The 11,536-nt window shown below is 42.4% G+C and carries 8 protein-coding genes; 2 read left to right on the top strand and 6 right to left on the bottom strand.

Annotated features, from left to right (window positions below):
• Positions 1-2: 2 nt before the first annotated feature.
• Positions 3-782: an ABC transporter ATP-binding protein gene (locus tag HC246_RS07095; protein WP_169362776.1), complete on the top strand. Its 780-nt coding sequence runs from the start codon at positions 3-5 to the stop codon at positions 780-782.
• Between the two features lie 65 nt (positions 783-847).
• Here the strand turns inward: HC246_RS07095 and HC246_RS07100 are convergent, their stop codons facing one another.
• The 5 genes from HC246_RS07100 to HC246_RS07120 form a co-directional block, all read right to left on the bottom strand.
• Complete coding sequence (locus HC246_RS07100) at positions 848-1,405, bottom strand: Uma2 family endonuclease (protein ID WP_169362777.1); 558 nt, start codon at positions 1,403-1,405, stop codon at positions 848-850.
• A gap of 46 nt (positions 1,406-1,451) precedes the next feature.
• Positions 1,452-3,329, bottom strand: a complete 1,878-nt coding sequence (locus HC246_RS07105) for an Rqc2 family fibronectin-binding protein (protein ID WP_169362778.1) — start codon at positions 3,327-3,329, stop codon at positions 1,452-1,454.
• A 92-nt stretch (positions 3,330-3,421) separates the two neighbouring features.
• On the bottom strand, positions 3,422-3,736 hold the full coding sequence (locus tag HC246_RS07110; protein ID WP_126388656.1) for a DUF6679 family protein: 315 nt from the start codon (positions 3,734-3,736) through the stop codon (positions 3,422-3,424).
• Positions 3,737-3,970: 234 nt separating this feature from the next.
• The gene (locus HC246_RS07115; RefSeq protein ID WP_169362779.1) at positions 3,971-6,451 is read right to left on the bottom strand and encodes an OmpA family protein; all 2,481 of its coding nucleotides are present in this window, start codon (positions 6,449-6,451) and stop codon (positions 3,971-3,973) included.
• Between the two features lie 336 nt (positions 6,452-6,787).
• Positions 6,788-7,795: a VWA domain-containing protein gene (locus HC246_RS07120; protein ID WP_169362780.1), complete on the bottom strand. Its 1,008-nt coding sequence runs from the start codon at positions 7,793-7,795 to the stop codon at positions 6,788-6,790.
• A 387-nt stretch (positions 7,796-8,182) separates the two neighbouring features.
• On the opposite strand from HC246_RS07120, the gene HC246_RS25820 reads away from it, so the two are divergent.
• On the top strand, positions 8,183-10,282 hold the full coding sequence (locus tag HC246_RS25820) for a SpoIIE family protein phosphatase (RefSeq protein ID WP_225902927.1): 2,100 nt from the start codon (positions 8,183-8,185) through the stop codon (positions 10,280-10,282).
• Between the two features lie 250 nt (positions 10,283-10,532).
• Here the strand turns inward: HC246_RS25820 and tilS are convergent, their stop codons facing one another.
• Positions 10,533-11,471 (bottom strand): tRNA lysidine(34) synthetase TilS, encoded by a 939-nt coding sequence (tilS, locus tag HC246_RS07130; RefSeq protein WP_169362781.1) that lies wholly within the window; start codon positions 11,469-11,471, stop codon positions 10,533-10,535.
• Positions 11,472-11,536 lie beyond the last annotated feature (65 nt).

Consider the following 11,536-nt stretch of genomic DNA (forward strand, 5'->3'; position numbering starts at 1 on the left):
TTATGCAAAAGGTTTCAGCAACATCTGAGTTACTCACCACTAATGCAGCGATCGCTGCCGAGCAGGTCAGCTATCAAACTAAATTTCGCACACTTTTGACGAATATTTCAGTAGCGATCGCGCAGGGTAGCAAAACTGCGCTAATTGGCGCAACAGGTTCTGGGAAAACGACATTCTTACGCTTACTCAATCGTTTAACTGATCCTTCCGTTGGCACTATTTTCTTGAATGGTCAAAATATTCAAGAAATTCCTATTCAAACCCTGCGGCGACGGGTGATGCTGATACCGCAGGAACCGAGCTTGCTAGGGATGAATGTAACTGAAGCGCTAAGCTATCCTCTTAAGCTCCAAAATTTGCCCCAGAGCGAAATTGATATGCGATCGCAAAAATGGATTGATAAGCTGCAAATCGATCGCAAGTTACTCAATCGCACTGAGCTAGAGCTATCCCTCGGTCAAAGACAATGGATGGCGATCGCGAGAGCCTTAATCATGGAACCCGAAGTTCTATTGCTCGATGAACCAACCTCGGCATTAGATCGGGGTTTATCGTATTTGTTGTTAGATACCTTAACCGATCTAACGCAATTACCCCAGCCTGTAACTGTTGTAATGATTAACCATCAACTCGATCTAGTGCAACCTTGGTGCGATCGCCTTGTTTGTTTACACAAGGGTGAACTAGTTCAAGATGCAGAAGCAGGACAGGTTAACTGGCAAAGTATCGATGACTTGTTAAAGCGTGATGTCGTCTCAGACGCAAATGAAGAATGGGATTAAGCTCAGGGTTCTGCGATTTAACAATTGTTTGTATTGCAGCGAAGCCACAATACAAACAATTTGCTCTAAAGACTCAGCCAGTTAAAGACTTGTTCAACGGTTAGAGCTAAATCAATTCCGTTTAGAACTGGCAAGCGATCACTATTGGCAAATTCTCTAACGCGACGATCGCTATCCACTACCAAAATGCTCTCATCCTCAGCATCAAGTAACCAACCTAGCTCAGTACCATATTCCGCACAGTGTAAAAGTTTACCTAAAACTTGTTTATATTTTTGATCTGGAGATAGAATTTCAATTACCCAGTCAGGATGAATTTCAAAACGATTAGCGATGCGACCTGATGGTAGAAGGGGAATTCTCTCCCAACGAAATACAGCTATATCTGGAACGATCGCTAACCCACCAAAAACACAGCGCAGTTCTGGAAAGGCTTTGGCAATTTTCTGAGACTTAGCGATTTGATTAATAGTTTCGCAGAGTGTACCTTGTAATAGACTATGTTCTCCTTGGGGCATCGGCTTCTGGGTGATTTGTCCATGAATAAATTCAGAGGCAGGTTTCGTCTCTGGCAGTTGCAAAAACTCATCTATCGTTATGGGTTTAGTTGCTGTAATAGTCATAGCCCTATGCCCTACAAAACTCCTTTAATATTAACAGCGATCGCTTTTACTCAATTCTTAAACTAGTCGGCTTTCCCCAAATAATCTTTTCATGGGTATAGACCACCATCCCCGGTTTTGAGCCTTTGGGCTTGAATACATGTTTGGGATTAGTACAGACCACAGGCACTTGATCACTTTGACGCGCTCGACTGTAATAGGCGGCATAGTTAGCAGCAACTTGGAGATCTTGGTCATCGGCGATCGCCCCTGCGGGTAAACGTAGCAACACATGGCTACCAGAAATCTCTTGAGCATGGAGCCAGAGGTCATATTCCCCTGCAATGCGGAAAGAAATCAAATCATTTTGATAGTTATTGCGACCTACCCAAACTTCAAAGCCATTGGGAGTCATAAAGCGGTGACAATCAGGAATTTCGTCCTGCTTACCTTTATTACTTTTATTCTTGCCACCCTTATTATTTTTAGAATTCCCTTTCGTCCGAGCCACATATTCGGCAGTCACCTTGAGATAGCCCTGTTGAGCTAGTTCCGCGCGAATTTCCTGTAAAGCCGAGAGTTCATTCTGTTCTAATAAACTAACAGCCGTGGCAACCTGCTCTAGATAAGCGATTTCCTGTTGCACAGATTCTAATAAGGGCGCGATCGCAAGGGCAGCCCGTTTTTGCTTTTGATGTTTTTTGTAAAAGGACTGGGCATTTTGTGCCGCATTCTGAGTGGGATCGAGGGGAATAGTTATTAATTCACTTGAATGGAAATCAGGAAGGGAAATCTCCTTCATCCCAATTTCCCAGAGGTGCAAATGCGCCATTAACAAATCAGCTTTGTCTTTAAAATCATCGGCTTGAGTTGAGAGTTGCAGCCGTTCGAGAAATTCTGTTTCCTTAAGACTTAACTTGCCTAACTGATTTTGAATCGCTTGACTAATCTGCTGGTGCAACTGCTGAAAAGCGACCTGTTCCGTTTGTTGAGAATAGTAGCGATCGCAAAAATCATTCACGGATAAAGAATTACCCTCATCCCCCAACCCCTTCTCCCAAGGGGGGAGAAGGGGAGTCAAAATATTATTCCCCTCTCCTGCGGGAGAGGGGCTAGGGGTGAGGGTCTTGTCCCCCTCTCCCCCTTTGGGAGAGGGGCTAGGGGTGAGGGCATATCCTTTCCCTTCTAAACGTGGATAGAACTGTTTTTTATCAATGCAGGTCAGCCAAATTTGCCAAGCCCGATAGAGAGATTCCCATTCAGCGAAAGTTAAATCTACAACGTTCTTGTCGCCATGAATATCCGCGATCGCCAATAGCGATCGCACTAGCGACGAACTCACACCGCGATAATTGCTCAGTAAGTTGCGCTTAATTTCCTTGGGAATCAAAATGAGGCGATCGCGCCATGCGTCAAAGGATTCATTTAAGCTAGGAATTGCTTCGAGGAGGGCAGGCGGTAACTCGTAGCGATCGCCTGTTTGGATTGGACGGACTCGTGACTGTTTACTATTTACTTGGTGGGCAGCCGTGACGATTTCGCGATCGGCATTCACCAGAATCGCATTGCTATATTTGCCCATTACTTCTAGATAGAGATGCCACTGCACTACATCATCGGGACGTTTAGCAAATTGCAGATCAACTACCCGCTCCCAAGGACTAGTTAGCTGCACAGAGACAAGGGCATATCCTGCGACTTGATGCAAAATCTGTTGGCTAAAGGTAAAAGTATCAGGCTGTCTTGGTGGTGGCGCACTGAGGTGGAGTCTCGCGGCCTGTGGATGCCATGACAGCAATAGCCATTGTTTCTTTTCTAAAGTTCGTAATTGTAAATGGATCGTATGGCGATCGCTTTGATGCACCTGCTCTAACCTCGCAGGCACACAAGCTGTATTTAGCTCATGGGTCAAAGCCACAAGTGTTGTCAGGTCAGCAGGTTGCATGGTTCTAGAATCTCATCTCATAAAATAGAGTGGGCGCAATGCACCCACTCTAGGCTGATAATAAAGGAGGCAGCATTTCCCCCAGTTGGCAATTATTTGTCAGGATCGAGGCGGGGTCGGATTTGTTCAGCTTCAGGACAATCATCGGACACTAATAAATCGCTGGATGACATCCCTGTTTTTGTGACCGACGATAGTCTTTGCGTTACCGCACCAATACTCTCTAATCTGACCATTTCTTCCCAAGAGCAAACCTCATCTTCGTCTTCAGTCTCGTAACGAATTGTTACTACGTCTCCTTCAATATCTAGTATTCTGGCTCTTTCTAGCCAACGTCCCTGATCCCTCAGGTAAATCCAAACATCGCTCTTGGCTTCACAAAGTTGATATATTTTGCGATGTAGCATTCGCTTATGTCCTCAGGGTTACATAATTTTTAAGGTTAGAGCATACCTTAAAAGGTAAAAAACTAACCATTACCATTGTAAACGACTACACAAACATTTAAGAGATATATTTTATACGCTGATTGGGGGGATAGCCCCTAGTATTGATCATTCAAAAGATAGATTTTTAATTCTTCTCTATTCAAGGATTGTTGGTGAGGGGCTTCACCACTCACCAACAATCCTGAGATTTAATTATCTTTGTTCTTTAAACTGGATGACAACTCGACGATTAAAGGCATTGTCCGTTGCCGTATTATTTTTTCGCAATGGTTGCAACCACGATAACGCCTCAAAAGTGATTTTGTAATTATTATCAAGTCCGCGATCGCGTAATAACCTCACCACTTCATTTGCCCTTGCTTGGGAAAGATCGAGATTATAGGCATAGTCACCTGTTTTATCGGTGTGACCACTAACTTGAATGATGCCGCGTCGTCCCTGAATTTTTGACCAGAAGTTATCAATTTTAGTTTCTTCAGGTGGCATCAGTTGCGCTTCGTCAGAGGGAAAAAATATAGTTACCTCTAGGTCAGGATTGGTAATCGGCAAAATCGAAGGACTAATATTGCGATCGCTATTACGAGCATTGCTGTTAGCCGAATTATTATTTGCACTACTAGAACTATTAGTAGAAACTGAATTCTTGCTAGAATCATTTATCGATTTGCTAGCGATATTTTTTTCAGCATTATTACTAGAATTATCGCTTGGTTGTTTCCCCAAATTATTATTAAGATTGCTAGGACTATTATTTAATTCTTTTAGAGAATTATTCATAGAATTAGTACTGCTTAATTTCAGGAAATTGTTAAGAGAATTCTTCTCCGCTAACTCACCCACCATTTTTACAAAGTTGTTGACAGGGCTAGTTGCTGATTTATTACTACTATCTGATTTGTCTAGCAGTAACTCATTAGGCGATGGCATTACCGAACTAGCAACTTTTGTAGTCTGAATATCATTAAAAGCCTTTGCTAATTGTTGATTGTTACTGCTGACGCTAGTCTGTGACTTATTACTAGAATTACTAGAAGTAGTGCTACTATCGCTAACTGACTTTTGCTGATTACTACTACTAGCAAGAGTCTGAGACTTAGTAGCTGAGTTGCTAGAGCCATTATCGTTAGGCTTAGAACTATTCAGATTCGGTTTAGAAGCATTATTCTTCGCAACATTATTAGCGAGTTGAGAATTTGCTCTATTCGTAGCCGAGGAATTAGTCTCAGTTTCTTTATTGACAGTCGATGTAGAGAGATTTTGGAGTTTAGTATCATCCGATCGCTTAATTAAAATGCCAAAGGCGATCGCCGTACCGATAAATGCAGCACCAATAAATACCGCCGCTAACCATTTCCACCAAGGATGGGATGTCTTTTCGTCGCTATCTTGTTCCTCTTCAGTTGCATCTCCAAATAGAGCAGCATTTCGACTTTCTTTCGCTTGAATTTCAAAGTCAAACAGTTGTTTCTTAGCTAAAGGTGCGATCGCTATAGCCCCTAAAACCACTGACTGACGAATGCGCTGATTGCCCACCTCTAGCTCAAACCATTGCGAATCATCACGCATCGCAAAATCAACTTTCGCAGGTAAACCATTGGTATAGGTTTTAACACAATTACCTGCGTCATCATAGATAAAGCCACTTTCAGCAATAATCTGATTATCATTCACCACTTCTGCAAAAATCTGGGTGAGATTATGCATTTCACTAGCAATTTTGTAATCCCAGAGATCGATATCTAAGCCCGTATCAAAATCATCTAACTCTTGCAATTGATAGCGATCAACATCATTACCAATTCCGATCAAAATCAATTTCAAATAATTGCGCTTACCAACCGCGATCTCTAAAGCTAATTCCTTCGTATAGAGTTTGACCTTCTCTAAATCATCAATCCTGCCATCGGTCAAAAAGATATACATCCCCCGTTGTGCTTCACGATATTGATCGACAAAATAAGCGATCGCGGGTAATAGCTTAGTCGTCTTACCAAGTTTAAAACTAGCGGGGCCTGTAATTGCTATCCCCTGACAGCTATCCGCATCAAACTCACCCAAAACTTGAATTTCATCACCCTTACCACAGCCCCAATAAATCAGCGAAGTCTTACCAGTCCCATCCAAACTTCCTGCTAGGTAAGCCGTAAAATCCTGTACTAAGGGCTGCAAAATATTTTCTGTATAGTTAATCTCGTAGCCACGCTCTTGGATTTCGGCAAAAGCCTCACGCTGAATCTTCCGCGTCGGTTCACCATCCTCCATATAAGCCCATAATCGACCCTGTTTGATATAGTCCGTCAATAACTCAGGATCGACGCGAGCCTCCACCTTCCGCCCATAGGCTCGTTTCATCGACGCACTAGCATCTAGCGCTAAACCTGTTCGCCACCCTTCCGCAAATCTGCCCTGCGGTTCCATCGCGATCGTAAAGTCAATCCGACATTCCAACTCATCCGCCTTTGCACTCGGTTGCGATCGCAGTACATTCACCTCACCAAATTCTGCGGCAATCAGATTCGCGGGCATCTGAAAACCTTTTAAACTACTTTGCAAATTACCTTGTAAATTGTCTTTGAGATTACTGCTCAATTTATTGTTAATTTCATCTTTTTTTTCTTCACCATTGACTTCACGTTCTAATTCATTAGTCGCGGAATTATTTTCATGTAGCATGGCAATCTATTTCTCTCGCTTCTTAGAATGACTAATCCCAAAACTAGAAATGACATAGTCATATTTTTAGTTTTGAAAACCCTTACTGGATTTGTTTTTTAGTTCGCAAAAGTGTTGGTGCACTTTCAGGAATCGTTATAAGTGACTTGCTATTAATTAAAGTACCTGTGGCTTCGACTCCGCTCAGCCAACGTTAGCTGAGCGAAGTCGAAGCTAGATAACTTTGGTGGGACATTTTTTATCCGCAAGTCCCTAATTGCTTAGGTTTTATGCTATCTCCAAATGGAGAGATATAAAACCTTGCAATGCAAGGTTTTATATCTGAGTTCTACTGTTTTATACGAAATCAACAACATCTTTCCACTGTTCAGATTGAGGAATGAGAGGAACTTCTAGATCCTTGGGCAAAGCTTCAGTAATATCTTGGGTCACATTACCGCCAGAAAACTCTAGAGTAAAAGCAGTAGAACCAGCAGGCAATTTAAAGCGCATCAGTGCTGGCACACCCATACTATATTCTTCGCAGACCGTTCCCGCTTGATTGAGAATCCGTCCATAGTGGGTGACAATCGTTTCCGCAGACACGAATTCTTTAAAAATCTGTTCCAAAATTTGAATATCATCAGCAACTTGATAATCCCACAGGTCAATATCACGACCTGCATCATCCTTTACAAAGCTACCTTCAAACATATTATCCAGTTCTTCCAGTTGCTTTTCGTCGATTTCATTGCCTACTCCAATCAGTAACAGCTTGATAAATGGTTTAGTTTTATCAGCAATTTCAAGAGCGTATTTAAAGCAATATTCCTTAACATCTTCGAGATCTTCGATAATGCCATCGGTGATAATCAAACAGATTGCCGCAGGTTGCTTCACTCCGATCGCAGGTGCATCTTTATATTTGTTAATGAAATATCGTAAAGGCGGTAATAGTTTTGTACCTGTACCCCAAGGAATTTTAGGACCTTTAACTGGAAATTGCTCGATCTCCTCACCGCTAAAGCTACCTAAATCCTCGATGAGTTCACCTGCTGCTCCGCAAGCCCAATTAATCAGATCAACCCTACCCGTTGCCGCAAAGTTGGCAAGATATTTGACCATCACCCTTGTGACTGGTTCGACGACATTGTGGGTAACAGCAGCACTGGCAAAAAAGCTACTAACAACGCCGCTAATGCCATACATTTTTTTCATTGATGCCGATCCATCTAGAGCTAAGCCAACTCTTGCGCCCTCGATGTCTGGAACCATCAGAATAGTTGCAACGATGTCAATTTCTCCATTGTTTTGGGGATAGACATTGACTTCACCAAAGGGTTGAACGACACTTTTTAACTGCATACTCGGACTCTCTGATATTTCACACCAAAATAGTAGCTTATACCGATTCAAAAAATGGCGTTGCCATTTTTTGAATCTCAAAACCTTACTGGATTTGTTTTTTTAATTCACTAAAGTGTTTGCTCACTTTCATTTCAGTGAGTTGGTATTTTTGCTATAGCCCAAATCAACAGAGACAGCACTTCACGCCGTCTTTGTTGATTTATCGGCGCACAAAATCAAAGCCCAAGAAGAGAATGGTGGTGCTTCGCACCACCATTCTCTTCTTGGGCTTTGAGCACAAACCTATGACACACAATGCGCGTGGGTCACTTTAATTATGCCCAGATACTTATAGGATGTTGTAGGAGCCTTAGTGATTCATTTTTGTTTATCTCAACTTAGTCCATGAACCTCCCCAAACTAGTCGGCAATAGCTCATCCAAATTTCGGCTCAGCACCACAATAGTTGTACCTTTCGTTTTACAAATTGTTGCAGCAGTAGGACTAGTTGGCTATCTGTCCTATCGTAATGGTCAAGAATCGGTCAATCGATTAGCCAGTCAGATCAGGACAGAGGTAGCTTCACGCACTAATCAAGTTTTAGAGGGATATTTCAAAACTCCCTATCAAATTACAAAAAACAACATTAATGCATTAAAACTCAATCATATTAATCTGGAAGATAAGGAAACTGTAGAGCGATACTTTGCAGCGCAATTGCAGATTTATCCAATGTTAGGGGAAATTTTTGTCGGTCAGCCTGATGGCACAATGATCTATGTCGGTCGAAAATCCGATGGCAGCCTACTAGCAGCAACCACGATCGCAGTTCCCCAACGAGCCTTCTATCAATTGGATAGTTTAGGCAATCACAGCAAATTTGAGAAGTTTGATACCTTTGATGCCCGCACCCGTCCTTGGTATAAAGCCGCCACTGAGAGGCATGGACAATCATGGTCGGGAGTTTACCAGTCACGCACCATTCGGAATTTAGGAACGGCGGCAGCAGAGCCATATTATGACCAACAGGGAAATCTTGTGGCTGTATTTTCTAATTTCATTATGCTGCAAGGGATTTCCGATTTCCTAACTAGTCTGAAAATTAGCCCTACTGGACAAGTTTTTGTGATGGATCAGAAAGGATTGTTGATTGCCACTTCAACGGGTGAACATTCTTTTCTTCCTAATGGTACAGATGGAAGTTTGCAACAAATTCAGGCGATCAAAAGTCAAAACCCTCTAACTTCAAGTGCCGTGAAATATTTGCAGGAAGAGTTTGGAGACTTCAAACGGATTCGGGAACTGCACGAACTTGCCTTTGATATGGATGGAAAACGTCAATATTTACTGGCTCAGCCCTATTCCGATGGCAAAGGTATTGATTGGTTAGTAGTTGTAGTGGTTCCAGAATCAGACTTTATGGAACAAATCAACCAAAATACCCAGAATACAATGCTGCTGAGTCTAGTAGCTTTAGTTGTAGTAATTGTGCTTGGGATGTTGACAGCAAGGCTAATTACTGCGCCGATTTTGCGCGTTTATCAAGCGGCTAATCGATTAGCAAAAGGGGATTTAGGTGAACAGGTTACCCCTAGCGCGATCGCCGAAATCAACGAGCTATCCAATGCATTTAATAAGATGTCGGAACAGCTTAAGGAATCCTTTGAGACTTTAGAAGATAAGGTAAGAGAACGCACTGCGGATTTAGCGATCGCTAATCAAGAAATCATTACCCTCAATGAAAATCTGCGTAAAGACAATTTGAGGCTAGGGGCGGAAATCGATGTGGTGCGCCAGATGCAGACGATGATTTTACCCAATGCCGAAGAGTTAGAAATAGAAGGCTTAGATATTGCTGCCTATATGGATGCGGCGGCGGATGTTGGTGGTGATTATTATGAAGTTCTCAATAGCGATGGGATCGTTACCTTGGGGATTGGGGATGTGACAGGACATGGGCTAGAGAGTGGCATTTTGATGCTGATGACACAAACGGCAGTGAGAACCCTTAAGGAAAGTGGTGAAGGTAATCCTGTAAGGTTTCTGGATATTTTAAATCGCACTCTCTATAAAAATGTACAACGCATTAATTCTGAGAAATGTTTAACGCTATCGATTCTAAATTATGCCAACGGACAGGTCAGCATTAGCGGTCAGCATGAAGAAACAATTGTGGTACGAAAGTCTGGTGCGATCGAGCGGATTGACACGATGGATTTGGGATTTCCGATCGCATTGGATGGTGACATTACCGCTTTTATTAATCAGGTGATTGTGGAGTTACAGCATGGTGATGGGGTAGTGCTATATACCGATGGTATTACCGAAGCCTGTGATATTCATAAAAATATTTATGGTATCGAACGAATGTGTAATGTCATTAGTCAGCATTGGCATTTACCATCTGAGCAGATCAAGGATGCAATTATTGCTGACGTAAGACGACATATTGGTGAGCAGAAAGTATTTGACGATATTACTTTATTAATTCTCAAGCGGCAGTAAGGCTCTTGCGGATAAAAAATGTCCCACCTATCTAGCTTCGACTTCGCTCAGCTAACGTTTGCTGAGCGGAGTCGAAGCCACAGGTACTTTAATTAATAGCAAGTCCCTAACCCACAACAAACTTCACAAATTGTCTCTACTTTTTGAGAGAGGGTTTGCTACGCAAACCCTCTCTCAAAAAGTAAAACCCTTGCTAAGCAAGGGTTTTACTTTTGAATTCTTAAAATTTGCCACTTAACCCGAACTGACATCATTTCCGCAGATAGATCCACGGATGTTCTATAAAAGCCGTAATATTACCCTTAAATGGTTCACTCTGTGAGCGATTCGGCGCATTTAGTAAATTTAAAAAACGCTCTACATCCTCAAAATTTACCTGATGTATTAAGTAATGAGATAGAAACTGTCTAACGATTCTTCTTTGCAAAGCTAAAGGCTGATGCTGTACAAGTTGGCGCTGTAAACAAGGTTGGTGAGCATCCCAGATTACAGAAATCCCCTCTTCAAAAAATTTACGAGCCTGACTCTCTAAATAGCTCACATCACTATGTAAAATCTCGGCGGTTTGAGCGATCGCTGTTTCTAGCTGGGGATTAAAATGCTCCTGCAAATAGGGGATTGTCTCTAACCGTAAGCGATTGCGGCGATAGTCGAGATTTTGATTAGTACTATCTTCCCAAATGGGAATGTGGTTTTCCCGACAAAACTCTGCCGTCTCATGACGACTAACATTTAATAAAGGTCGCACTAAATTAATTTCAGGCGTAAGCGATCGCTGCCAAGTCAAAGCAGCTAAACCATCTGCACCACTACCCCGCATCAAGTTATATAGCAAGGTTTCAGCGCGATCGCTACGGGTATGACCTGTCACCACATAATTACATTGATTGACCTGCGCCATTTCCACTAATTTCGCATAGCGCCATTCCCTAGCACCTGCCTCACTTTTAGATGGTATCTCAGCAACTCTCATACAAAAAGGAACTCCCCAGGCCTTTGCAATTTTTTCGACATGACTAGCATTGGCACTGGAGTCACTGCGCCACTGATGATCACAATGTGCGATCGTTAGCCTCCAATTGTATTTTGCCTGCTGCATTAACAGGATTTTGGCTAAACATAGAGAGTCCTGTCCCCCAGATACCGCTACTAAAAGATTTGCCCCTCTTAAATCGAGATGCGATCTCATAACTACATTTATCTCAGCACGTAATCGCTTAGTAAAGTACCTAGCCAGACCCAATATGTAACTCC

This window comes from Pseudanabaena yagii GIHE-NHR1, from assembly GCF_012863495.1.
In the GTDB taxonomy this organism is placed as follows: Bacteria; Cyanobacteriota; Cyanobacteriia; order Pseudanabaenales; family Pseudanabaenaceae; genus Pseudanabaena; species Pseudanabaena yagii.

Bases quoted from the DNA above. Each gene is read 5' to 3' on its own strand.
- HC246_RS07095 (WP_169362776.1), top strand. From the start codon at position 3: ATGCAAAAGGTTTCAGCAACATCTGAGTTACTCACCACTAATGCAGCG.
- HC246_RS07100 (WP_169362777.1), bottom strand. From the start codon at position 1,405: ATGACTATTACAGCAACTAAACCCATAACGATAGATGAGTTTTTGCAA.
- HC246_RS07105 (WP_169362778.1), bottom strand. From the start codon at position 3,329: ATGCAACCTGCTGACCTGACAACACTTGTGGCTTTGACCCATGAGCTA.
- HC246_RS07110 (WP_126388656.1), bottom strand. From the start codon at position 3,736: ATGCTACATCGCAAAATATATCAACTTTGTGAAGCCAAGAGCGATGTT.
- HC246_RS07115 (WP_169362779.1), bottom strand. From the start codon at position 6,451: ATGCTACATGAAAATAATTCCGCGACTAATGAATTAGAACGTGAAGTC.
- HC246_RS07120 (WP_169362780.1), bottom strand. From the start codon at position 7,795: ATGCAGTTAAAAAGTGTCGTTCAACCCTTTGGTGAAGTCAATGTCTAT.
- HC246_RS25820 (WP_225902927.1), top strand. From the start codon at position 8,183: ATGAACCTCCCCAAACTAGTCGGCAATAGCTCATCCAAATTTCGGCTC.
- tilS (WP_169362781.1), bottom strand. From the start codon at position 11,471: ATGAGATCGCATCTCGATTTAAGAGGGGCAAATCTTTTAGTAGCGGTA.